The organism is Enterococcus casseliflavus, assembly GCF_029215545.1.
In the GTDB taxonomy this organism is placed as follows: Bacteria; Bacillota; Bacilli; order Lactobacillales; family Enterococcaceae; genus Enterococcus_D; species Enterococcus_D casseliflavus.
Genome location: NZ_CP119393.1, coordinates 2488269 through 2514020 on the forward strand (window position 1 = coordinate 2488269; position 25752 = coordinate 2514020).

Below are 25752 nucleotides of genomic sequence, written 5' to 3' on the forward strand. Positions count from 1 at the left end.
CATCACGCTCTCTTCTTTATTTTTCCTCTCTTAGTTTACCGTGAAAGCGTCACAATTACTATCATTTAATCACAAAAACCAGATTTTTTTTGAAGAAATCTAAATTCAATCAAGGGATTCATAATGCTGTTCATAGGTATCGCGAAACTCTTTGGGGGTCAGACCATTCAATTTCTTAAACATTTTGGAAAAATAGTTGGTATTGTTGTAACCAATACGATCGCCTATCTCACTGATCGTGGCTTTCGAATGAAGCAGCAGCTGCTGGGCTTGCTTGATCCGCACCAGATTGACGTACTGATTAAAACTCATTTCCGTTTCTTTCTTAAATAGCTGGCCCAAATAAACGACGCTGACATGCAGTTCTTCTGCCGCTGATTTGACCGTCAAATCATGGGTATAGCCTTCTTCGATCAGTTGGATCGTCTTTTGAACGATCTCCGAATAGCGTTTTTGCGGTGGCTGCGATTTCGCCAGCTCCAGCACATCATCAAAGAGCTGCCGCAAATCTGCCAGTGTATTAGACTCCCGAATCCGTGCCAAAATCTGTTCATGGTTTTCATGGGAAAGTACTGGTAGCTGCCGATAAATATCGTTGAACAACAAGAACGAAACATAGCGAACATGCTCAGGGTCTGCTTGGGTTTGTTCCAAAATAGCGAACATTTTATCCAGCTCATGTTGGATCGTTTTGACATCCCCAATGGTCAGTGCTTTGTTAAAAGACAGAAACGGGAGTTCTTCGTTTCGCTCTAAAATATCCACGTGGATCGTCTGTTCTTGTAAGAACAGATCTGGGTAGAAGGCTTGCAGTGACTGAACCTGCTTGATTTTTTCATAGGCTTTATACAAATTCTCCCACTCGTTGATGGTCTCGCTCATAATCAACTGCCAGTCAGTACTATTGAGCTGCTGTGCCAGTGCTTTTAGATCAGCGTTGATTTGCTGCCTTGGTCCAGCAGCAGTAATGATCACTTGGTTTTCATCTAATCGCCCTGGTAAGATCAATGGCTGATCGTGTTGCTGAAAAAACGTCGTGATTTTTTGTAAGATCTCAGCAGTCCCATTGAACTGCAAAACGGTAAAGGGTGCTGCTAGTGGCACCCGCTGTTGCGCCAGCAAATGGAGGTACTCGCTTTCGTTCAATTCATCATTCAACCAAAGCAGCAGGCTTGATTCTTGATACAGTTCTTTTTCTGCCAACAGTTTTTGCTGCTCCTCTAACTCAGCTGCAATTGCTTGTACACTGCTGCGTAGTTCTTCTTTGTTAACAGGTTTGACGAGATAATTACGCACACCTAACGCCATGCCTTGTTTGACAAAGGCAAACTCCTGATAGCCTGATAGAATGATCGAGAAAAATCGATTCCCAAACGCTTGTGCTTGGCGGATCATATCGATGCCATTCATTTCTGGCATCCGAATATCCGTGATCAGCAAATCAACGGAATGCTCTTGCAAGTACTCGAGGGCTTCACTAGCACTTTTCGCTGTATGCACCACTTCAAAGCCCAGTTCTTGCCAAGGCAAGATCATTTGCAGCCCCTGCAAGATCATGTATTCATCATCAACGAACATTGCTTTATACATCTGTCTCATGCCCCCTTTGCAAACGTTTCTCATCTAAGCGGATCTTGACCGTAAACCCAGCACCTGCCTGAGACGTAACGTCCATTTGATAGGCGCTGTTGAACATGCCCCGCAACCGTTCGTGAACATTTTTGATCCCGATCGAGGTTTGGGCTCCGATCTCCTGATTTTGCAGTTCTTCTTGGATCATCGCCAACTGCTGTGCATCTGCGCCTTTGCCGTTGTCTTTGACCTCAATCACGATCTGATCGACTTCTTTATAAGCCTTGATACTGATGGCATTATCATTGCGCTGATAATCGATGCCGTGAACAAAATAGTTTTCGACAAGCGGCTGCAGCGTGAACTTCGGCAATTCCAACTGTTCTAATGCCGAATCGATGGTTACATGATAGGCGATCTTATCTGGGTAGCGCATCTGAAACAAGTAGACATATTTTTCACAAAAATCGATTTCTTCTTTTAAGGTCTTCGTCTTTTCTTGCGTCGTATTGTTCCGTAGCAGTGCCGAAAAGGCATAGACGACATCCGCCAGCTCTTCTTGGTTGCGACTCAAGGCATACATTCGAATGTATTCTAACGTGTTATACAGAAAATGCGGATTGATCTGTGCTTGCAGCGCCCGCATATCGGCGTCTCGCTGCTTGATCTCTAACGTGTAGATGTCTTTGATATACTCGTTGATACTGTAAGTCATTTGATTGATGGCTTCTGCGATTTCTTTCAGCTCTTGTTGGACATTGGCGGTATCGATCCGCTTATCAAAATTTCCTTGACTGACTTCTTTCGTCGCATAGACGATCTGCTGTACTTGCGAGGTATAGCGCTTGAAGGTCCGATGGAGCACCCATAGGACCAATAAGAGAATCCCAATCCCAAAGCTAAAAATCCAAATGGCGCTGGAAAAAATATCCCGCCAGATCACGCCTTTTGACAACAAGATCAGTGACAACTCTCCGCTGACGGTCGTTTGTTTTTTGATATAAAAGTCTTTCGACAGAGTGTCGTGAATCGTTCCATGAGCCACCGCCTGATCAATTTTCGCTAAGGTCTGCTTGCTAAGGTTCGCGGCATCCTTGTATAGCCGCTGACCATTGGAGGTATACAAAAAACTGTTAATACCATGCGCTTGGTTGTCTTCTTGTCGATTGGCTAAGACATCGTCTGAGTGAAAAATCACGTAGACTTGCCCTAACGGTTGCGCATAATTACTTGGTTGGGCGATCGAACGAACAAAAAACAGACGATTTTTCAAATCGATCTGCTTGCCGCTGCGTTTTTCTCCATAAGGGGTATCTGGGGTTGCCACTAGTGTCTCATTGCTTTCATCTAGTTGAATAATGATCTCTTCGATACTAGGATGATTACGGATCAAGCGATAGAGGATGTTTGGCAAATACACACTTTGTCCCGTCTGGCGAAAAATATCATTACTATAGGAAAAATAGTCTGGCAATGAAAGCTGTAAATAATTGCGCAGCGATTCAAAAGCAGTATCCGAACTAGTAAATTCGCCTAATACCGTTGAAACGACCGCGTTTTGATCCTGCACGTATGCATCCAGCTGCATACTGGTAGCTTCCACGAGGCGTTCGCTGCTATTGAAGCGGTCTGCCCCAGTATATGCCGTCAGAACCAGCATGATAATAATCGAGATGATCACCAAAAGGACGCTATACAACTGCATCAACTGATTGATCAAAAAGTCATGTTTAAACAAACGAAAGCGCTGCTTAGTCATGTGCCAAGTCCCGATCAATGACGGTTTTTTCCTGACTGATCGCCACGTGGCACCACAAAATCAATAGACTGAAGGTTCCAAAGAGCAAGAGCCCTTTCATCATCCAAGTAAAAGCGAAAATACTGGCAATCCCCACTAACAATTTTAGAAAGGTCGCCATATGAAGAAACAGACACACGAAGGACAATTTCAGGTTATTCCACAAGGAAATCTCATAGGATGTGTCAAAAACCACACTTAGTAAGTACAATAAGATACTCAATCCGCTGACGACAACTAAAACAAAAGAGATCATCAGCCAAATCAAGCCTTGGATCTGGGTAGCTAAATACAAGTTATACACTAAGAAACCTGTCAATAGGAAGAAAAGATAAAACTGTTTATTGGCTTTGACAAAGACGCTGCGCCAAATGCGCCATGCGCTGCGAAAGCTTTGATGCTCATAATTTAAACCGTCTTCGTGGATCAAGGTACTAATGGTATGAAACGCTGGACCGATCCCTAAGATTCCGCCACCTGCCAATGTCAATACAACGAAAAACAAATTCAACTTCACGATCGCCCAAATCAAGCGAAAGCCCTTGACCAACCCACTATTTGCTGTTTCTTCCATTTAAAATTCCTCCCTTATTTGTTCCCTATCGAAAATGTAGCATGATTTTAGCTTCCTACTCAAGCTACCTGAGAATCTTTTAATGCTATGTACGTTTTAGATGCTCCATGCTTGCTGCTTGAAGGTTAAAAAACAAAAGTAACGTTATTTTTCCATCAAAAAATTTCGCTATTTACTTTAAAGAAAAAGCAGCCAGAAGCTAGACGTGGGAACCATTGGTCCTGATGCGTTTAGCCTCCGGCTTACTTGATCTATTGATTGGTGAGCGGCGCCTGTTGCTTATTCTTGGCTTGCACGATACTCATCAAATTGTTTTTGCATTTCATCGCGGACCTTCTCCCAGCCAGCGGTTTTTAATTCTTCGTTTAGTTTCGGAACATTTTCTTCTGGATCGATCGTTCCCGTTGCTAAACTTGCTTTGTAACGGTTCATGACATTGGCGATATTCGTGATTTCTGTTTTCACATTATCAGTCTTGAAGTTGAACCCTAAGATTGGTGATGCTTCAGCGTTAGCAATATTTTCATCACGCTCTTTGATCATATCGTCTGTGATGGATTCTTGTGTATAAAGGATCATGTTGTTCCCAGTGTTCCAAGCAGCCATCCGGGTATTTGGCAAGTAGCCATCAAGGAGACGGATTTTGTTGTCTTCGCCCTCGATTTTTTCCCATGCTTCGCCTTCGACACCCCAAACTAATCCATTCAACAATTCAGGATCGCTGTTCAACAAGCCCAACACTTCTACTGCTTTTTCTTTGTTTTTCGAAACATTCGCTACGACAAAGTTTGCCATTTGCGCTTGTCCGGTTGATTTTAATTGTTTCGTGATTGGACGTGAAACCAATTCATGACCTGCGGCATTGCTTAAGATCGTATCGCCGTAATCCATTGGTCCTTGGGTTTCTTCACGCATGAACCATGTGTTGCCTTCTAATGGGTAACCAGTCGTATTAGTGGCTGCATCAGTTGGGATCAAGCCTTCGTTGTACCATTTGTGCATCAATTTCAAGTTTTCCATTTGTTCATCATCTTCGTATTGATTGATGATCTTCGTTGTATCGCCGTCCAATTTAACAGCAAATGGGTAATCTTTCCCGATCACATAATCATAGTTTCCAGAAACATTAAAGGTTTGTCCGATCGCAAACGGTGCGATGTTTGGTTCTTCTTCTTTAAACTTCTTCAACACGTCTTCGGCATCTGCATAAGATTCGATCCCGCTAATATCCAAATCATATTTATCTAAATACTCTTTATTGAAGGTCAAGACTTGTTGGGCATAAATATTGCCGTTGACTGGAAAGGCATATAATTTTCCGTCGATCGTATTGCCTTTGATATAAGATTCGTCTAATTGATCATACGCTTCTTTGGCATATTTTGGTGCTAACTCCGTCAAATCTGCATACGCGCCTTTTTGCGCATTCGCAACGTAATTTGAGGCAAAGGAAATATCGTAGTTTTCACCCGATGAAATGATGGTGCTCATTTTTTGATCCCAGTCTCCCCAGCCGATGTACTGCAGATCGATGCGAGCGTTGGTTTTTTCTTCAATGCGTTTATTGGCGATCTCCATCAATTGATCAAAGTTTTCTGGCTTGTCCCCGACTTGATACATCAATAAAGTCGTTACGCCGTCTGCATTGTTTTCTGAATCAGATGTTGCGCCGTTCGACCCACAGGCAGCCATTCCCAAAGTTGCCGCTGCGGCCATCCCAGCAAAAGCTGTTTTTTTCCACAAATTCATTTTTGTTTCCTCCCTATACTTATTTGATTATTCTTTGACGCCACCAATTGTCAGACCACCGACAAAATACCGTTGGAAGAATGGATAGGTGATCGCAATCGGTAAAGTTGCAACAACAACGATTGCCATGCGAGCAGTTTCGCTTGGCAAAGCGGCCAAACCGCCTTGGATCTGGGCAGCCATGCCGGAGCTTTTGGCTAGATAGTCCAAGTTGCTTTGAATCCGCATCAAAAGTGCTTGTAACGGCACTAAAGAGTCTTTTTGAATATACAACAATGCATTGAACCAGTCGTTCCAATAGCCAAGAGCGGCAAATAGACTGATCGTTGCGATCCCTGGAACGGCTAACGGCAACACGATGGACAGAAAAATCTTCATTTCGCTGGCACCGTCGATGCGTGCAGATTCTATAATACTATCTGGTACCGTCTTTTTAAAGAAGGTCCGCATAACAAGGATATTAAAAGGCCCTAAGGCAAGGGGTAAAATCAATGCCCAAATCGTGTCTTTCAATTGGATCAAGTTGACCATCACTAAGTAATTGGCAACCATCCCTGGCGCAAACAACATGGTGATCAAAGCGAAGATCGTAAAGAACCGACGGAATGGAAAATTTGAGCGAGAGATGACATAGGCATATAGCGAAGTCATCGTTGCATTGACGAAGGTACCAAAAACAGTGATAAAAATAGATACGCCAAATGCTTGGAAAATTTTGCTGCTCATTTGTCCGCTAAACAGGTAGGTATATGCTGCGAAGGAAAATTCTTGTGGCCAAAAGCGATAGCCGTTTTCTGCCAAAGAGGTTTCACTGGTCAATGAGATCGCGATCACAAAGAGAAACGGCAAGACACAGGAAATCGCGAACAGACCGATCACGATATTAAAAATCAGGTTGACCGTTGGGTTAAAGGAGCGGATCTCGACTTTCGTTACTTTTTTCTTCATTTATCCATCCTCCTTAGAATAATGCTGAATCTGGTTCTAGTTTACGAACAACCAAATTCGCTGTTAGTAATAATAATGCCCCAACCACTGATTGATAAAGGCCGGCAGCTGCGGTCATCCCGAAGTCGCCTGTGGCAGTCAGTCCATTATAAATGTACGTATCTAAAACGGAGGTGACTTGGTACAATGCCCCAGAGTTTCGTGGGACTTGATAGAAAAGTCCGAAGTCGGCACGGAAGATCCCACCGATGTTCAAAATCAACAAGACGGAAATCATTGGAATCAGTTGTGGCAACGTCACATTTTTGATCTGCTGCCATTTGCTGGCGCCATCGACCATCGCAGCTTCGTAATACGTCTGATCGATCCCGACCACTGACGCATAATAGATGATGCTGTTGTAGCCTAAGCTCTTCCAGACATTCATAAAGACGAAAATAAACGGCCACCATTTCGGATCAGCATACCAGTTGATTCCTTCACCGCCCATACCCGTGATCCATTGGTTAATGATCCCTTTGTCTGGACTCAAAAAGGCATAGACAAAGTACGAAATAACCACCCAAGAAAGGAAGTACGGCAACAGGGACATCGTGTGATACACTTTTACCAAGCGCTTATTGCGCAGCTCACTCATAATAATGGCAAAGGCAATCGCAAAGAATAGGTTGAATGCTAAAAATACGATATTGTAGAGTAGGGTATTTCTAGTGATCAGCCAAGCATCATTAGATGCAAATAAAAATTTAAAGTTATCAAAGCCGACCCATGGGCTTTGTTTCAAACTGGCAAAAAAGCCGTCTGGTGAAATGTGGAAATCTTTGAACGCCACCACATTTGCGAATACAGGTATATAGAAAAAAAAGATAAACCAGACAACACCTGGCAAAGCCATCAATATCAATGCTTTGTATTGCCAGACATTCCTCCAAAACCCCTTTTTCTTCACATCTCATCATCTCCTTCATGCTACTAGAATAACGCTTTCATCCCTAAAAAATAAGGAACAAACTAAAGATAAAATGAAACAAATTAAAGGTCTTTGTTTATATTTTGTTTTTATTCTCTAAAAACCTGAAAAACGTCCTACCTTTTGCAAGATAGGACGCTTCATTGATTTGTTTTTTATGAATGATCAGTCGACAAAGCCGTTTTGCTGAATCACTTCGTGGAACCACTCACCAGACTTTTTGATGGTCCGTTTTTGGGTAGCCAAATCGACAGCAATAAACCCGTAACGATTTTTGAATTCATTCAGCCAAGACCAATTGTCCATGCAGGTCCACATGTGATACCCGCGGCACTGGCTGCCTTCTTGGATCGCTTGGTGAACATACCGCAAATGATCTTTGATAAAGGTGATGCGGTACTCATCTTGGATCTGACCGCTGGCATCGATAAAGCGTGTTTCATCTTCGACCCCCATGCCGTTTTCTGAAATATAACAGGGGATATTGCCGTAGTTGTCTCGTAGGTTGATCAAGGTATCATAGATGCCTCGTTCATAGATCTCCCAGCCTCGATGGGGATTGATTTTCTTTTCTGGCCAATCATACACATCGAAGTAATCTTCTGGCATTGGTGTGTCCGCTGTTTTGGCAGAACGCTTTTGCTGCACCCGCCGTGGCTGATAATAGTTGACCCCCAAGAGATCGACCGTGTTTTCTTTAATGATCTGCAAATCTTCTGCCCTGGTTTCTGGCATGATCGCCAACTCGTTTAAGACAGCGATCAATTCTACAGGAAAGGTGCCTTTGACCGCTGGATCTAAGAAGGATCGGTTAAAAAAGGCATCTGCCAGTTGCGCCGCTTGGACATCTTTTTCATCGTTCGGATCTTTCGGATAAGTCGGTGTCAAATTCAAGATGATGCCGATTTCGCCTGATTGCTGAGATTGACGGAAGCGTTGGATCGCTAAGGCGCTGGCGAGTGCTTCATGGTAGCCGACTTGCACCGCATGTGCCATGTTGATTTCTGCTGGGTAATGCTGTTGATACAAATACCCCATCTCCACTGGCACGATCGGTTCATTTTGCGTGAACCAATGACGGACTTGATCACCGAACAATTCAAAACACAAAGCGGCATAATCTGCAAATGCTGTGACTGTCTCGCGATTGAGCCAGCCGCCTTCTTTTTGCAGTGCCATCGGCATATCAAAATGATACAAATTGATGAAGGGCTCGATGCCATGATCGATCAAAGTGGCGAAGTACTCGCGATAAAACGTCACCGCTTGTTGATTGACCGCCCCTCTTCCTTCTGGCAGCAAGCGACTCCACTGGATCGAGGTTCGAAAAGAATTAAAGCCGATCTCTTTCATCAACGCCACATCTTCTGGGTAACGCTGCAGCAGCTGGACGGTATCTTTTGGTCCCCGTTTTTGATAAAAACGTTCTGGCTCCGTTGCGTACCAATAGTCCCAAATCGAATCGCCTTTGCCATCATCGGCCGTTCGTCCTTCAGTTTGCGGACCGCTGGCGGCGGCTCCCCACCAAAAATCTTTAGGAAAATGCAAGTTAGTCATGGGCAGTCACCTGCTCTTTGCCTAACAAGAGACAGCCGATAATCCCGCTTTTGTTCGGCAAGCCCCAAGTGACGATGTAGTCTTCCACTGGTGGTGTCTCCATATAGCCTGCCATTTGTTTTTGGAAGGCTTGTTGGATTTGAGCGAGTAGATGCGGCTGATTCATGACCCCGCCGCCTAAAATGATTTTCTCAGGTGCTAAGGTCAACGTGATATTGACCAGCGCTTGCCCTAGATAAAAGGCCTGCAACCCCCAAATCTCGTGCGCTTGCGGCAAGTCTTGTCCTTTGATCCCCGTACGTCCTTCTAAAGAAGGCCCTGCGGCTAATCCTTCCAGACAGTCGCCGTGATACGGGCAGGTGCCAGCATACGTATCTTCACTGTGGCGTTTGACATAGGTATGACCGATTTCTGGATGACCGATCCCCTCGAAAATCTTTCCTTCACGAACGACTCCTGCGCCAATGCCGGTTCCTACTGTCAAATAGACACAGCTGTCTTTGCCTTGCGCCGCTCCTTGGCGTAATTCCCCATAAGCGGCAGCATTGACATCTGTTGTCCAAGCAAATGCTGTCTCTGGGTAGCGCTTCTTCAATGCACCGAGAAAATCGAACTGCTGCCAGCCCTGTTTCGGCGTCGCTAATATGTGGCCATAGGTCGCTTGGGTTGGATCGATCCCGATCGGACCAAAGGAACCGACCCCTAATGACACGAGATCGTAGGGATCGAAAAAGGCAAAGATCGCCGCTAACGTTTCCTCTGGTGTTGTCGTTGGGATCGACTCTTGGGCGATAATCGTCAACTGGTCATCGGCAACGGCACAAATCATTTTGGTGCCGCCGGCTTCAATTCCTCCATAAACCATCATTACTCACTCCTTTACTCCAATGGTACGAATTTCATATGGGTGTAATTGCTCATTGACGGTCGATGCTTGTTCTTCCTCTAAAAGGTTCAACAGACAGAGCGTCGCCTGCTCTTTTTGCACGTGAAAGGCAGTGGCTTGATTCGCCAAATTATAGCCCCGCAAAACGATCTGCTGGTCTTGGCGATTGCGTTTTAAGGCGGTGATAGCTACCGTCGATCCATGAGCTTCCATGTATTGGTTGCTGCTAGCTAGCTTGCCTTGATGCTTGTCGGTCTGACTTGCCGTCCAAGGAACTTGGGCAGCTTGTGCTTGGCGATACGTTTCATAACGTTCTTCAGGAGCCCCATGACAGGCTACGCCGTATTCAAAGGTGTGGCTGCCTAAGCATTGCGCTTCTGGTGTTGGGAAGTAGCCCCAATCGCCTAGCTCTCCCGTACAGCGCAACAAGGTCAAGCAGATCTGATCCTTCACGATTTCATATTCGTTCAAACCAAAATTAGAAACCGTCATGCCGCTAGTTTCATCATGCAAGTTGACAAAGGCGTGCTGATGCTGCGGATTTGTTGGGTTTTCCCAATGACTGGAAACCTGATTCGGCCGTTTTACGACTTCATAAATGCTGTCCGCTTCATGGAAATCCGTGATGATCCCTGTTGGGAATAACACCCGCAGTCGGTGATCTTTGCTTTGGTTGTTGACGGTGGTTTTAAATGCCAGGTGGTTGCTGGTTCGTTCTAAGCGAATCTCCGTCTCGATCTTGAAAGCAACCAATTCTTGACTCCGCTGTGCCTTACGGAAACGGAAATCGACAACAGCTTTTTGTTCTTCTAACAAACGGTCGTCTGCTGAAACGGGAATCTGCAATTCTTGCGTCAGTCGCACGATTCCAACCAATGGATCGTTTTGTTCGATCGTCACGTGATGCGGAAATTGCGTCGATAAGATTGCTTGATCCCCTTCTGGTTGTTTGAAGATGTACTCATTGGCGATATCCCCCACATCCTCGAAAACCAGTAAATTGCGATACGTTTTTTGGGTTGCTTTGTCTGTAATCGCCAAGCTGCCGTTTTCAGTAATGACGGCTTCCAAATGTGCGTTGGCAAGTTTACGCCCTCCTTCTGAAACGATCGGTGCGCTCTCTACTGGCGTAGCGGCTTTTTCCACTAGGGCAAAGGTCTGCCATGAAAATTCTGGCAACTGGTTTGCTTCTACTTGAACCGTGACAAAGCGTTTCATGAAAGGAATCCGAAAGGCATCTTTAGGCAATTCATAGTCAAAAAGGACCTCTTCTTCACTGATGATCGCAGCAACAGGGTTCCCCTGTTCATCGATCACCGAATAAGAACCTTTTGGCTTCGCCAATAATTCGTGGTAAAGCTTGCTTGGCAATCCTTCACGGAATGTTTTACGCTCAAGTTCGATCACGACTTCCACTAAACCAGAACGGGTGCTGCCAGTGGTGTTGAAGACCACAAAGGGACGACTCTCCTCAGGAAACTGGCTCGTGTCGATGGCGGCTACTAAATTGCGTAACGCTTCATCTGCCACGAACTTACCAATTTCATTGGCTTTTTCAAACCGCGGCATCATTTCTCGGTGTACCTCGTCCACTGAACAGCCGCAGATACTGTCGTGAGGATGATTTTGCATCAGGGTTTTCCACGCATGATCCAACATATCGTGAGGATAGCTGCCGCTTGCTTCATAAGCCATAGTTGCTAATGGTTCAGCGACATTTTCTAATTGGCGGGAAACCTTTGTATTCCATTGTTTCAGATAGACTCGGGAAGAGGCGGTATTGGCTAGAGTATACCAACCATCGGTTTCTTGACTGGTCAATTCACCTGTGACAGTTCCTAGGTCATCTGGCAGATCTGCTTGCACCGCTTCAAGGTATTCGGTAAAGCTGGCGTGTTTGAATTCATACTCTGGGAAAAGCTCGTTGGCTGTACGAATCGCTGCCGAAATGTCTTTTTGGACAGGTTGATGATCGACCCCATTCATCATTAAGTAATGATTGGTGGCACCAAATTTTTCTACATCTTGCAGTTTTTGTGTCCAAAAAGCTTTGGCTTCTGCTTTATCCACTGGAATCTCATTGCCATTGGAGTACCAGTTGGCAAAGAGTAGACCAAAGATTTGACTGCCATCTGGACCTTCCCAATGCATTTCAGAATATTGGGAAGTAAATTGATCATCGGGTAAAACTTCGTTGTCAAAGCCGATCGGTTTGACGCCACGTCCAAATGCAGCACTTTCAAGATTGGCTTGCAGCATCATTTGCGGGGTTTGCCCCATATTGCCGAAAGTATCTGGGAAATACCCCAACATAACAGGGGTGCCCCACTTTTTGCTTTCTGCCATTCCAATCAGCATATTACGGGTGTTTGATTCAGCACTGATCAAAAAGTCATCTTGCAAAATATAAAACGGACCGATCTGTAATTTTCCTTGTTTGATGGCCGCTTTGACCGCTTCGCGTTTTTCAGGTCGCACTTCTAAATAGTCATCCAAGATGATCGTCTGCCCATCTAGATGGAAGCTGTGGAACTCAGGGTCATTTTCAATTAACTCTAAAAGATCATCCATCAATTCAACTAGCCGCATGTGATGCTGTTCGTAAGGCATGTACCATTCCCGATCCCAGTGGCTGTGTGAGATGATATAAACTTGTTTCTTCATTGATTTTTACTCCTCGCTGTTTGCGTCGTTGGACTGCTTTTTGTGTCACTCGAATGGTGGTGGGTCGTGCTGCTTATTTTTCCACTCGGATATCGAAATAATCCATGACCAATTCACAAAACATCATATTCGCCCACGAGAACCATTCTCTCGTGTATTGCGAAGGATCATCGACATCGAACCCTTCATGCATCAAATTTGTACCCGCATCTGTCGCCACTAACTGATCCAAAATTCGTTTCTTTTCTTCTTTGTCAGTGGTGGTCATGCCTTCCATTGCCATGGCGATCGGCCACACATAATTTTCTGGCGTATGAGAGCTACCAATGCCTTTGGCGTATTTGCCTTCATAGAAATACGGATTTTCACTGCTCAACAACGTTTTACGGGTTTGAAGATAAAGGGGATCTTCCATGCTACCATACCCCAAGTAAGGGGCGGCGATCAAATTCGGCACATTGCTGTCATCCATCAGGGTGCCATTGCCGAATCCATCCACTTCATAGGCGTAGACTTCTTCGCCAGCTTGGTTCGTGGTCAACCCATATGCTTTAATCCCTGCTTCGATGTCTGCTTGTAGTTTTTTCGCTTGTGCCACGACCGCTGTGTCTTCTAAAACTGTCGTAAAGATTTCTTGGATATAGCCTAAGACCACCACCGCAAACATATTGGAGGGAATCAAATAGCCGTATTTGCAGGCATCATCACTTGGTCGAAAGCCTGACCAAGTCAAGCCGACGGGTTTCACTGGTGCGCCTTTGCCGTCATGAGTCAAGGTATCTTCTTTTCGCCAGGTATCCCGTTCAAAGCGATATGGAGATTCCTCATGGTTTTGTTCTGTCACAAACACCTCTAAGGCTTTTTTGATGCCTGTTACAAAATCATCATTGAACTGATCGGTTCTGCCTGTGTTTTTATATAGCAGATAGGCCAGTTGGATCGGATAACACAAAGAGTCGATCTCATATTTGCGTTCCCAGATCCAATCGTTCATTTCTGTATCGTCTGTTTGGTGGCCAGCGCCATTGGCTGATTCGTTAAAGGCATTTGCGTAAGGATCGATCGTAATATAGTAGAATTGCTTCTTGACTAACCCGCTGATCATGCTTGCTAAGTCTTCATCTTCTTTGGCGATCACCAAATACGGACGAACTTGTGCAGTGGAATCTCGCAGCCACATCGCTGGAATATCCCCCGTCAGTAAAAAGGTCGTGCCATCCTCATGACGCTTGACCGTCGTTAATAGTGTATTGGCGAAAGCTGCGTTAAAATTTTTCGCCCAATCGGCATGCGTTTCTCCGCATAGATCCGTAATCGTTTCCATAAATGTTGCTACTGAAGTTGGTATTTCTTTATAAACCATTCCATCACCTTCCCTGATTTGATATATCAATTTACGAACCTAGTATATCATGAATTAATTGAATGTCTAGAGCTTTTTCAAAATAATTAAAGGGTTTTCATTTTTATTGGTTTATGGTATGCTAACAAATATGATATATCAAAAGGGGTTTTCTTATGAAACAACCATTATATAAAAAAATTTACGCGGAGCTTCACGAAGCCATCGTTGAAGGGCGATTAGCGCCGGGCAGTCGTGTCCCTACTGAAAAAGAACTATCTGAACAATACCAAGTCAGTCGGATCACCTCTAAAAGAGCCTTGACGGAACTGGAACAAAATCAGCTGATCTATCGCGTGCAAGGCAGCGGTAGCTTTGTCCGAGAATTGAAGGAAAAAAAAGCGACTGGACGAATTTTGTTTGTCTTGCCCTTTGCCAATGATCTCTCTTTAGGAAACTTTACCGAAGGCATTTACCCCGTGATGCAAGAACACGGCTTTGAACTTTTGATGACACCAGTGGATTATTTGGAAAAAACGACGGCAGCTGAGCTGATGCAAGAATTCGACGGCCTGATCTATTACGCCAGCAATACGTTTTCTTACTATGACTTGCTGTTCGAATGTGCTGAAAAGCACTTTCCTATCGTGACCTTAGATAAAAAGCTGCATGAGTTTGATTTTCCAGCGGTGATGCCAGATAACTTTCAAGGTGGACAGCTAGCCACGGAGCATTTACTTGCGTTGGGGCATCAACGGATCGCTTATATTTTTGGTGATACCCATCATCCGCAATCCGTCCGTCAGCGTTATCTAGGTTACATCGATGCGCTGAAAAAAGCCCAAAGAACCTTTCGCACCAAGCTCGACGACACGGCTGCCAGCATCGCAAATGCGCTTGCCTACTTGGAAGAACATCAGGTCACGGCAGCCGTCTGTGAAAATGACTTGATCGCCATCGAATTGATGCGTGCTTTGCGCCAAGCAGATTTGCACGTCCCTGCCAACATTTCCCTGGTTGGTTTCGATAATATCCAAGCCGCTGGCCTCGTTGATCCAGCACTAACGACTATCGGGCAGAATTTTGCCGAGATGGGGCGCTTGGCAGGAAACCAAGTGATTGAGAAAATCAACGCTGCGAAGGCAGCAACCCCAGTACCAACGGAGACGACCACCCATCTAGTGGCGGTTTCTTTGATCAAAAGAGAATCAACCCAATTAAAGGAGTGAACCAAGTGAACGTATCAATGATCGACACACGACACGGAACAGACAACCAATATAGTTTTTCCCACGGCAACTGCCTGCCTTATACAGGGGTTCCTTTTGGCATGAACTACTTTGCCCCGCAAACCAGCGATCAACGCGGCAGTTGGTGGTTTCATCCAGAAGATCGAACCTTTCAGGGCTTTCGCATCACCCATCAGCCTAGCCCATGGATGGGAGATTTCAGCCATCTGACGATGCTGCCGATAAACGGCACGCTTTCTGAAAATACCCTTTTCCATGCGCAAAGCTCGTATCGTCCCGAAGAAAGCACCTTTAATCCAGCCTTTCTTAAAATCAAGACGCAGCGGTATTTAACAACAACGACTTTGATCCCCAGCATGTATGGCGGTGTGCTGACTATTGAAAACTGCGGGGATCAGCCGGGTCTTGGCTTGTCACTGCCGGGTGACTATGTCTTAGAGCAGTTGGATGAACAGACAGTGGCTGGTCAACTGATCGTATTTTCAGGGTGCGAAGATGAACGCTTCACCTTCCATTTCGTCTATCGTTTTGAAACACCCATCATGGCGATCGAAGGTGCCTTGACAGGCAAAGAAGCCTTCGTCGTTCTCCGCTTTGATGATTGCCAAACACAGACGATCCGTTTTGCGACCTCGTTTCTCAGCCGCGAACAAGCTTGTTTGAACTTGCAACGGGAACAGCAATGGGCTCCTGCCGATTATCTGGCTTCTGTCCAACAGCAATGGAATCATTTTTTGCAAAAAATCGAGATTGAGCATCACGATCAAACACAAGTTTCTACTTTTTATCATAATTTTTATCGCTTATTCTTGTTTCCTCAAACCTTCTTCGAAATCGATCAAGAGGGCCGCAAAATGCATTGGGATACCTTGGCAAAAGCGATCAAACCAGGACCACTGTATACAAACAACGGCTTTTGGGATACGTATAAAACTGTCTACCCGCTCTTTTCACTCTTGGCTGTCGAACAATTGGAAGACATGCTGGAAGGCTTTTTGAACAGTTATCGTGAAAGCGGCTTTTTACCAAAATGGCTATCGCCAGATGAGCGTGGATTGATGCCAGGGACGCTGATCGATGCCGTGATCGCTGATGCCGCAGTAAAAGGCATTCGTCCCGATTTGATGCCCGAATTTTTAGCAGCGATGAAAAAAGGCGCCACCGTCCAAAGTGAAAATCCCAATTATGGTCGGCGCGGCACGACGGACTATTTGACTTACGGGTATGTGCCATTGACGCATCATGAATCGGTCAATCACACCCTTGATTATTGTTACAGTGATTTTTGTATTTCACAAGTCGCGCAACAGCTGGGTGACGAGCAAGCAGACTATTATCAGCAGCAATCGCAAAACTACCGCAACATTTTCGATCAGGAAACTGGCTTTATGCGGGCAAAAGATCCCGATGGTGCCTTTCGTCCAGAATTCAGTGACACACGCTGGGGCTTGGATTATGCAGAAGGCAGTGCGTGGCAAAGCAGTTTTGCTGTTTACCATGATTTCGCTGGTTTGATCGCCGAACACGGCGGCAAAGCGGCTTTTGAAGCAAAACTGATCGACTTGTGCAATCAAGAACCTCGCTATACAACAGAAGGCTACGGCTTTGAGATCCATGAAATGAGCGAGATGGCCGCACTCGATTTTGGTCAGCTGGCGATCTCCAATCAACCAAGCTTCCACTATCCGTATCTATTCAGCTATTTGGGCAAACCAGAAATGGCACAGCCCTTGATTAAGCAGCTATTGACACAATGCTTCAATGACTCGCCCAAAGGCTTTCCTGGCGATGAAGACAACGGTAGCATGGCTGGTTGGTACATCTTCAACTCCTTGGGCTTTTATCCAGTCACACCAGGGACGGGGGAATATGTCATCGGCATGCCATTATTTGATCAAGCAACACTACATCTTGCTTCAGGCAAAGACTTAGTGATCAAGAGCACGCCCAATGCGCCGCAACAGCTCTTCGTGGATAAAATCACATTGAACGAAGACCCCTTCGAGCGATTGTTTTTCACCCACCAAGAATTGACTGCCGGTGGTACATTGAACTTCCAGCTAGGTATCGTCCCTCGCAGCAAAGAGTGGTCAGCCGATGCCTATCCTTATAGCGTCAGTCAACCACATGCATAACGAAAAAACCGCTCCTTAGCAACAGGCAGCACTCTACTTTCAGTCAAATGAAAGTACGTGCTATCCCTGCTAGGGAGCGGTTTTTTTATTGGTTCATTTGTAGCGGTAACAGACGTTCGATGGTTTTCAGCACGCCATTTTCATCGTTTGACTTGGTCACAAACGCTGCCGCTGCCTTGACTTCCTCAAAGGCATTGCTCATGGCGAAACTAAACGTGCCAGCTGCCATCAACTCCAAATCGTTCAAGCCATCGCCGAAGACCATAGTCTCTTCTGGTGTGACGTGCAGCAATTCTTGCAAGTGTGCCACAGTCGTTCCTTTGTGGACGCCTTGATTGGTGATATCGATCCAAGCGGCTTCCGAAGCCACGATGTAGGCGTCGTTTGTAAACTCGCCTAACTGTTGGACATGCTCAAAGCAACGTAGTTTGGGATCAAAAATAGTGAGCTTCACAAAATCTTCTGTGATGGTTTGATAATCCGCCACCGTTTTGACCACCCGATAAGAGCCCCGAACTTTCTGGGCATCTGCTTCATTGGTCGTTTCCGCAATGTACGCCGCAGTCGGTGTACAGGCGATGATCACATGATCTTGCGCAATCGCAGCGAGCCTCGCAATGATCCGCCGCCCTAATTCGTTTGGCAGCAGTGATTCAAAGATGTATTCGCCTTGATGTTTGATGCGGGTCGCGCTATCCCCAAGAATCCAAACATCCGCTGCTGCTTCACCAAACAGTTCTTCCACTCGTTCACACTGTTTGCCGGTACACGCAGCAAAAGCAACACCCGCTTCTTTCATTTGTTGGCTGACTTGTTCATAATAAGGCCGATCAAAACTGCCTTGGCTGTTCAAAAATGTGCCGTCTAAATCTGTGATGACTAATTTGATCATACGTTTCTCTTCCCCTCTACCTCGTGTCCTCTTTATGGCGAATCACTTAATTAACATTGTTAATTAAGTATACTTATTTTCAAGTTTTCCGTCAAGTCAGTCTTTTAAAAACTTTACATCGTTTCATCCCGTCGGTATACTTAATTAAATCACTTCATTAAGGAGAACACCTATGGCTTCTACCACCCATTCCATTCGCCAGCAAAACAAACAGCTGGTTTTAAAAACCTTATTTCAAAACGGGGCATTATTCGCCTCCGATTTAGTAAAGAAAACCGGCATCAGCATGGTCACCACTAACTCATTATTAAAAGAATTGTTGGCAGAGGAAGAAATCACTAAAGGTCCGCTGGAGCAAAAAGAGCTAGGGCGGCCTGCTGTGACCTATCAGCTCAACCAAGACCGAGGCCATTCTCTTTTGCTTAGCTTTATTGATCACGATGGTTCCTTGGCTCTTTGGTCCATGCTGATCGACCGCAAGGGGAAGGTTTTGGCAAAACACGACCAGCCGTTTCCTGATGTTGCCCCTCATCGCTTTCAAGAATGTGTAACGAACGAGCTAGCATTATTTCCCTCTGTGGAACAGATCGCCCTCTTTTTACCAGGAAAAATCAGTGGAGGAACCGTGACTTCCAGCTGGTATGAAAAATTCAATGGCTGGCAGCTGGCAGCTCTCGTGGCAGAGGTCACTGCACTGCCCTTCTACTGTCAAAACGATGCCCATATTTTAACGATCGGCTATTGCATCGCCCAACAGATCTCTTTGCAGCAAACCATCGTCGGCATGTACAATCCCGAAAAAAGCATGCCTGGTATCACGCTCCTGGTCAATGGTGCACTTTTAGAAGGAAAAGATGCCCTAGCAGGAGAAGCAAAATTTTTGCCCGGCTACTTGGATCAAGGGGCACCGCAAGACCGCACGGCTTTGGTTCAGCGTCTGACAAGCTTACTGCCATTTTACAATGCAGCTTTTGCCCCCCACTGTATTATTTTAGCCAGCAGTGATGCAGTAAAAACCGATCTCTTAGACGCGATCCAAAAAAATCCATTGCTGCAGCAACAACCCAATCAGCCTGCTTTCCATTATATCGATGCTATCGAGGAAGCCATGGTGCTAGGCATGCACTGGCTGATTTTCCGCAAGACACCTTTTGACTTAGCCCGTTGATGACACAAAGACCATAGAATAATTGAGGCGGTGTGATATGAAAATAGCTATCATTGGTGCTGGTCCTCGTGGACTTTCACTTTCAGAACGACTGATCGCTCATAGCAAACAAAACAAACAAGCCATCGACTTGCTGCTGTTTGATCCCTTTCTTCCTGGGGCAGTTTGGCGCACGGACCAATCGGCGGATCTGCTATTGAATTCTGTAACCAGTCAAGTCACCCTTTTCACGGATGACACATTAAGCACCGGCGGTCCCGTGGTCAAAGGACCTACCTTATACGAATGGGCAGTGACAGAAGGGAAACATTTCGCAGCCACGCATGCTCCTGAGCTCGTTGCGGAATGCACAGCACTTGATTCACTTGATCCTAACGGGCATTGCTCGCGGGCGTTATATGGCCTCTATCAGCAGTGGTTTTATCAGCAGCTATTAAAAGAGCTGCCTGAATCCATTACCGTCAACCATCTGTCAGACAGTGTCAGCTCCTTGACCCCTCTTTCCAAAAATCGCTACCAGTTGACGACGGCTCACCAAACATTTCTTGTTGATGCCGTCGTCTTAGCTACAGGCCATTCACAAGCCCAACTGTCAGCAGCAGAACAACGATTGGCGGCTGCCGCAGAAAATAATGGCTGGTTTTATGCACCGCCAGCCAATGCGGCAGATACGGATCTAACGGCGGTGAAAGCTGGCGAACCTGTGATTTTACGGGGACTAGGACTTGCCCTTTACGATTACGTCACCCGCTTGACCAGCGGTCGGGGCGGCACCTTCGTCAAAGTCAATGGATCCCTCGTCTATCAACCTTCTGGTGAAGAACCACAAATCATCGCAGGTTCTCGTCGGGGTGTCCCGTATCATCCTCGTGGCCGCAATCAAAAAACACCGACGCAGCAGCGAAAGCCCGTTTTTTTGACCCCTGAACGCCTCGCTGCTTGGCAAGCAGCCAAAACGGTTGCTGGCAAGACCCTGCTCTTCTATTTAAAAAAAGAGGCAGAACTCGTCTATTATCAGACGCTGCTTTTAGAAACACAGCTGCTGGACAAAGATCAGCTTGCCGCTTTTACCGCCGCCTTTGTTGCCTCTGAAGGATCTGAAGACTTGCTGAAAAAATGGCAGCTTCCTACGACGGAGTGGTGGTCATGGCAACAACTAGCCGACCCCTTTGCTCAGAAAAAGCAACAGTCGTTGCAAGACTTTTTCATTGCACTATTACGTACCCAAATCCAAGATGCCGAAAAAGGCAATCTAACAGGACCTATCAGCAGTGCCTTGGAAGTCTTCAAAGACCTGCGGGACCCGATTCGGTTTGTTCTCGATCATCAGCTAATGCCAGTACAAGACTTGAAAACACTCTTTTGGCAGTCTTTCGTTCCCTTGAACAGCTTTTTATCGATCGGTCCGCCGGTTCAGCGACTGCAGGAACTGGTGGCATTGATGGAAGCGGGAGTGGTGACCTTACTAGGTCCTGACATGACTGTTGAGATCGAGGAGGCTTACTGTACGTATTCAAAGCGATTTGACGACACACGCTATCACGCGACGCAACTAATTGAGGCTCGCATTCCATCGACAGCGATTCGTCGAACCAACAATTCCTTGTTGCGGCAACTGCTAAACGATCGGATTATTCACCCGCACCAGTTGGCGATCCCCAATGAGGTGCCTTTTGAGACGGGTGCGATCGCCATCGATCCTGAGACCAATCAGATCCTTGGGCCAGATGACCGCCCTTACCCTACCCTCTATTGTTTTGGGATTCCCACAGAAGGCATCCACTGGCTGACGGCTGCCACTGCTCAGCCAGGAACCGATGCTTGGAATTTACGGCAGGCAGACCAGATCGCCGCTGACCTCTTGCACCACACCTTCTAGTCGCTTCTGTTCTATCAAACGCAAACTTCCGAGGAAACGCTTCGGAAGTTTTTTGTTTTTCTTTCGCAAATCCGCAGAAAGGATTTCTCTTTTTTGAATATTCTTGAAATTTTCTTTAATTGTTACACGAAAATTGCGACTGTCCTAGAAAACCGTTACAATGGAAGAAACGAACGTAGGGAGGTTATCAGATGACCGCTGAATTACAAAAAATAGATGCCTTGATCGCAGAAGTGGAAAAAGTGATTTTAGGCAAACGAGATGTGATCCAATTTACCGTGGCTGCGCTGCTTGCTGGCGGACACGTTTTATTCGAAGATATCCCTGGTGTTGGGAAAACGATGTTGGTCAAATCGTTAGCCAAAGCCATTCAAAGTGACTACAAACGGGTACAGTTTACCCCAGACCTTTTACCTAACGATGTGTTAGGTGTGTCGATTTTTAATTCCCAAAGCCACCAGTTCGAGTTTCGTCCTGGCCCGATCTTCACCTCCGTCCTCTTGGCAGATGAGATCAACCGAACCACACCAAGGACGCAAGCCTCACTCTTAGAAGCCATGTCAGAAAATCATGTCACCATCGACAATCAAACGTACCCATTGAGTCCCCACTTTTTTGTTTTAGCCACGCAAAATCCAATCGAGTATGAAGGAACGTATCCTTTGCCTGAAGCCCAATTGGATCGTTTTTTGTTCCGCCTGCATATCGGTTACCCAGATTTTCAAGATGAGCTCGCCCTCTTGACTGGAAAACGACAGCAAAGCTTGGATCAGATCCAAACCATTTTACATGCTGATGAAGTGACCGCTTTAAAAGCGATGGTCGATGACGTGTATGTCGATGAGCGGGTCGCCCGTTACGCATTGCAGCTGGTTCAAGCGAGCCGTCAGCATAATGCCATTGACCTTGGTATCAGTCCTCGTGGTGGGATCGCCTTCTTAAAAGGGGCAAAAGCGTTAGCGTTGACGGAAGGTCGGACCTTTGTCACGCCGCAAGACTTGCAGCGAATTTTACCAGCAGTCTTCGGTCATCGTTTATTACTGAAAGGTGGCGTTCATGCCAGCACGGAGACCCTTTCAGACTTGATGAAACAGATGATCCAACGAGTGCCTGTCCCAACGAGGAGATAGCGATGAAGAAAAAGAAGCTTGAACGCCTGCTGCGCCTCCTGTTGTTTAGCGCTGCCTATTTTCTGCTGCTGGCTTACTGTGTGATCTTCAATAATAATGCTGGCTGGAGCCTTTGGTTTTTACTGACTTTGTTATTGTTGCTTGATGCAGTATTCTTGCTCCCCTCCCTCAAGAAGGTTCAAATCATTTTAGAAGAATCGATCCAAGCTGAAACACACACAGCGATCACCTTACCGCTGCAAGTCTTCAAGTATCGCCCGACGCTGCTGCCGCTGGTCGATTTCACCTTACAGTTTGACGATCGTTTCAAGGAAAGTCATCACAGCGCCTTTTATCGAGGCAATCTGATTCGGCTGCAGCTGCCTTGGACCCCAAAGGAGCGAGGCATCTATGAAGAATTGCCCGTTCAATTGTACAGCCATGATCTCTTTGGCTTTTTTGAAAAAAGCTACGCTGCAGTTGCGAAACAATCGATTTTGATCCTGCCGAAATTGAAGCTAGAAGCCGTTGCCCTATTGCCATTTTTTAAACAGCAAGTCCGCAGCCAAACCCATGGGGAACCCAATTTTTCTATTCGACAGTTCCGTCAATACCAGTTAGGGGATTCATTAAAAAATATCGATTGGAAATTATCCAGCAAACAACAGGAATTGATCTATCGCGAACGAGAATACGAAGAAGAACAAGACATCTTTCTGCTCTTTTGGGGAGAAGATCATCCTGCTTTTGAAGAGACCTTGACACTGTTTTATTCGATCCACCATTTCTCACAAAATCAACGACTTTTTCAGCCGCTCTTGATTGGTGACGGATTGACTTCTCCTTACCAAACGGATGCCGCTGCCTATGCCCAGATCCTTCCCTTCGAGAAAGTTCCTGAAGGGGTACCGCTCTTGACTGGCAGCCATCTTATCTTCATTACCCCGGTTTTCACCCCACAACTGGAAAACTACCTCAGTCAGTTGGAAGCAAAAAACAGCTGCCAAGTGTTTACCTACGCTGATTTAATGAGGCAGTTGAATGAACTTGAGGAGGTGGTAGGATGAGATTTATTAAGAAAACACTGATTGGTCTTTTGACCTTTCTCAGTCTATCACTGGTGATCTTGCCGTTTATCGCAGTTTATGACCTTGGCAATCAGTTCACCCTTTTAACTTATGCCTTTAGTGTCTGTTTGATTTTGACCATCGTGCCGAAAGTCCGTTACAGTTTGCCTTTGCTGGCAGCCGCTTGGCTGATCGTCTTGTATCGGATCTTTCCTTATGGGACTGCCTTTTCTTTTGATTGGCTACTGCGTTTTTGGCTAGACCTGCACCGTGCCTTTCAAGAGATCCTCAGTGGTGAGGTCGGCTATATCACCGAACTGGCGGCGGTGACATTGATCGTTAGTTGGGTCTTGTTTTTAGCGATCTTACCGATTGCTTATCAACGCTTTTTCTTGATTTACGGTACCATGATCGGCTACTTGCTGACAGTCGTGATTTTTAATCAATTTGATTTGACGTGGCATTTGATCGGTATTTTTCTTTGCGCGCTGGCTTCTTCCATGATCCAGCGCAGCGCCTTTCAATCCAGTCAAACGATCGCCCCTTGGTTTGGCGTGATGCTATTGATTGGTGGCTTAGCCGTCACTGCTGTCTACTTGCCGCAGACGAGCGTGCGGGATCAGTTGGCAGCCCGTTCCACGCCTATACGGACAAATCTGAATCAGCTGGGTTTTTATCAATTTATTGAAGAACATGGCACCCCCACTGGTTCTCGCACGGGTTTCAGTGAAAATGATCGTCAATTAGGCGGACCACTACTTGATGATGCGACGATTTTATTTGAAGCGCAACAAGAAACCCCGCATTACTGGCGGGTGGAAAGCAAAGACTTTTATTCTGGTAAAGGCTGGATCAGTACGAGCCGCGAAGACGTTCGCTTGGAAGCAGACGATGTCACCATCGCTGACCAGAGCTATCAACAAACCTATCCTGAGAATGAACAAGTGCGGATCCAATTCCAAAACCATGGAGACTATGTGCCATTGCCCTATGGCCGCAGTAGGTTATCCCTTGAAAGCGGCGCGCGTGGCTTTCAAATCAGCGACGCTATTCAACGGGTCGATTTGATTGATTCGCTACCAGACACGGCCTTGACCCTCGATTGGGACCATCCAGATTTTTCCGCAGAAAATCTTCAAAATCTGCCTTTGATCTATCCGGATTCTCCGATCGATTATATCCAATTACCCGATTCTTTGCCGCAGCGGGTACGAGATCTCGCCGCTGAGATCACCACTGACAGCAACAGTCTGTTTGACCGAGTCACCGCAATTGAAAGCTATTTGAAAGATCCGCTCGTATTCCGCTATTCCAAAACCGATGCCGTCGTGCCTGCAGAAGAGCAAGATTACGTTGATCAATTTTTATTTGAATCACAAGTCGGCTACTGCGACAATTTTTCCACGGCAATGGTCGTTCTACTACGGAGTTTAGAGATCCCTGCTCGCTGGGCAAAAGGCTTTTCTCCTGGATCCCCCGTGACAGAAAACGGAATCACTACCTATACCGTTCGCAACTTGAATGCCCACTCGTGGGTGGAAGTCTACTTTGACGGATACGGTTGGGTGCCTTTTGAACCGACACCTAGTTTCCAAAATCCTGATCGTCCCGTGTTGACTCAAGAATCTACTAGCTCCGAAGAAACACCGACCGCTAGCAGCGAGACAACACCAACGAGCAGCAGGGAAACAGAAAGTAGTGAAACCACGACCAGCAGTTCTGCAACAGCCGCGGTTACCGATGATGTTTGGTTGACTGAGGAGCTGAAACAAACGCTGCGTAATGGCTTCTTTGGAGGCTTAGCTCTCCTAGGACTTGGCCTGCTTTTCTATTTCCGCCATTCGTTTTTCCGTATTCATTTATGGTTGATCTGCCGCTTTAACAAACAGCCGCTAGTTGCTGCCTATCCTTTGTTTTTAAGGCAAACGACGAAAGTTTTGTACCGTAACGAGGCGGAGCCGTTGATTGATTATGCCCAACGACTCGAAGCATTCTATCCACTGTTTCATGGTGATTTTATCCGCTTGACGCAGCAATACGAAGCCTACCTTTACAGCCAAGAACAGCCGGCTGGTCAAGAAGCCTTTTTGAAGCAAGTCGCTGCCCAAATCAGTCAGCTGAAAAAAATCAACTAAGCAGTGAGGAGAAACGACAAAAAAACGTATCGATCAAAGGATCGATACGTTTTTTGC

18 protein-coding genes are annotated in these 25752 nt (G+C 46.0%); 7 read left to right on the forward strand and 11 right to left on the reverse strand.

Translation table 11 applies throughout. The features are described 5' to 3' along the window. Positions 1 to 105: 105 nt before the first annotated feature. The 10 genes from P0G38_RS12005 to P0G38_RS12050 form a co-directional block, all read right to left on the reverse strand. Positions 106 to 1590 carry a response regulator transcription factor gene (locus P0G38_RS12005; RefSeq protein WP_005225520.1) on the reverse strand — a complete coding sequence of 495 codons (1485 nt, stop codon included), beginning with the start codon at positions 1588 to 1590 and terminating at the stop codon, positions 106 to 108. Next, positions 1583 to 3331: a sensor histidine kinase gene (locus P0G38_RS12010; RefSeq protein ID WP_074535017.1), complete on the reverse strand. Its 1749-nt coding sequence runs from the start codon at positions 3329 to 3331 to the stop codon at positions 1583 to 1585. Before P0G38_RS12010 ends, P0G38_RS12005 begins: the two co-directional genes overlap by 8 nt. Continuing rightward, positions 3324 to 3944 carry a DUF624 domain-containing protein gene (locus tag P0G38_RS12015; protein WP_074535016.1) on the reverse strand — a complete coding sequence of 207 codons (621 nt, stop codon included), beginning with the start codon at positions 3942 to 3944 and terminating at the stop codon, positions 3324 to 3326. Before P0G38_RS12015 ends, P0G38_RS12010 begins: the two co-directional genes overlap by 8 nt. Positions 3945 to 4223: 279 nt before the next feature. Beyond that, the gene (locus tag P0G38_RS12020; RefSeq protein WP_005225517.1) at positions 4224 to 5693 is read right to left on the reverse strand and encodes an ABC transporter substrate-binding protein; all 1470 of its coding nucleotides are present in this window, start codon (positions 5691 to 5693) and stop codon (positions 4224 to 4226) included. A gap of 27 nt (positions 5694 to 5720) precedes the next feature. After that, the gene (locus P0G38_RS12025; protein WP_005225516.1) at positions 5721 to 6641 is read right to left on the reverse strand and encodes a carbohydrate ABC transporter permease; all 921 of its coding nucleotides are present in this window, start codon (positions 6639 to 6641) and stop codon (positions 5721 to 5723) included. 13 nt (positions 6642 to 6654) lie between these two features. After that, on the reverse strand, positions 6655 to 7536 hold the full coding sequence (locus P0G38_RS12030; RefSeq protein ID WP_086294872.1) for an ABC transporter permease: 882 nt from the start codon (positions 7534 to 7536) through the stop codon (positions 6655 to 6657). 240 nt (positions 7537 to 7776) lie between these two features. Beyond that, positions 7777 to 9168, reverse strand: a complete 1392-nt coding sequence (locus P0G38_RS12035; protein ID WP_074535015.1) for a glycoside hydrolase family 1 protein — start codon at positions 9166 to 9168, stop codon at positions 7777 to 7779. Then, positions 9161 to 10036, reverse strand: coding sequence for an ROK family protein (locus P0G38_RS12040; RefSeq protein ID WP_081091708.1), 876 nt, complete (start codon positions 10034 to 10036; stop codon positions 9161 to 9163). Before P0G38_RS12040 ends, P0G38_RS12035 begins: the two co-directional genes overlap by 8 nt. A 3-nt stretch (positions 10037 to 10039) precedes the next feature. After that, positions 10040 to 12718, reverse strand: coding sequence for an alpha-mannosidase (locus P0G38_RS12045; RefSeq protein WP_074535013.1), 2679 nt, complete (start codon positions 12716 to 12718; stop codon positions 10040 to 10042). Between the two features lie 73 nt (positions 12719 to 12791). Next, positions 12792 to 14081 (reverse strand): glycoside hydrolase family 125 protein, encoded by a 1290-nt coding sequence (locus P0G38_RS12050; RefSeq protein WP_074535012.1) that lies wholly within the window; start codon positions 14079 to 14081, stop codon positions 12792 to 12794. A 155-nt stretch (positions 14082 to 14236) separates the two neighbouring features. On the opposite strand from P0G38_RS12050, the gene P0G38_RS12055 reads away from it, so the two are divergent. Together P0G38_RS12055 and P0G38_RS12060 are read left to right on the forward strand one after the other, a co-directional pair. Continuing rightward, entirely contained in the window at positions 14237 to 15289 is a 1053-nt protein-coding gene (locus P0G38_RS12055; RefSeq protein WP_074535011.1) for a GntR family transcriptional regulator, read from the forward strand. A 5-nt stretch (positions 15290 to 15294) separates the two neighbouring features. Then, entirely contained in the window at positions 15295 to 17445 is a 2151-nt protein-coding gene (locus P0G38_RS12060) for a GH92 family glycosyl hydrolase (RefSeq protein ID WP_074535010.1), read from the forward strand. Positions 17446 to 17530: 85 nt separating this feature from the next. Here the strand turns inward: P0G38_RS12060 and P0G38_RS12065 are convergent, their stop codons facing one another. After that, positions 17531 to 18337, reverse strand: a complete 807-nt coding sequence (locus tag P0G38_RS12065; protein ID WP_074535009.1) for a Cof-type HAD-IIB family hydrolase — start codon at positions 18335 to 18337, stop codon at positions 17531 to 17533. 172 nt (positions 18338 to 18509) lie between these two features. On the opposite strand from P0G38_RS12065, the gene P0G38_RS12070 reads away from it, so the two are divergent. The 5 genes from P0G38_RS12070 to P0G38_RS12090 all read left to right on the forward strand — a co-directional run bounded on the left by P0G38_RS12070 (position 18510) and on the right by P0G38_RS12090 (position 25695). After that, a complete protein-coding gene (locus P0G38_RS12070) occupies positions 18510 to 19505 on the forward strand; it encodes an ROK family protein (RefSeq protein ID WP_005225505.1) in 996 nt (331 codons plus the stop codon). Positions 19506 to 19542: 37 nt separating this feature from the next. Beyond that, a complete protein-coding gene (locus P0G38_RS12075) occupies positions 19543 to 21384 on the forward strand; it encodes an FAD/NAD(P)-binding protein (RefSeq protein ID WP_074535008.1) in 1842 nt (613 codons plus the stop codon). Between the two features lie 191 nt (positions 21385 to 21575). Next, entirely contained in the window at positions 21576 to 22514 is a 939-nt protein-coding gene (locus tag P0G38_RS12080; RefSeq protein ID WP_005225502.1) for an AAA family ATPase, read from the forward strand. 2 nt (positions 22515 to 22516) lie between these two features. Continuing rightward, on the forward strand, positions 22517 to 23560 hold the full coding sequence (locus P0G38_RS12085) for a DUF58 domain-containing protein (protein ID WP_074535007.1): 1044 nt from the start codon (positions 22517 to 22519) through the stop codon (positions 23558 to 23560). Further along, positions 23557 to 25695, forward strand: a complete 2139-nt coding sequence (locus P0G38_RS12090) for a transglutaminase-like domain-containing protein (RefSeq protein WP_074535006.1) — start codon at positions 23557 to 23559, stop codon at positions 25693 to 25695. Before P0G38_RS12085 ends, P0G38_RS12090 begins: the two co-directional genes overlap by 4 nt. Positions 25696 to 25752 lie beyond the last annotated feature (57 nt).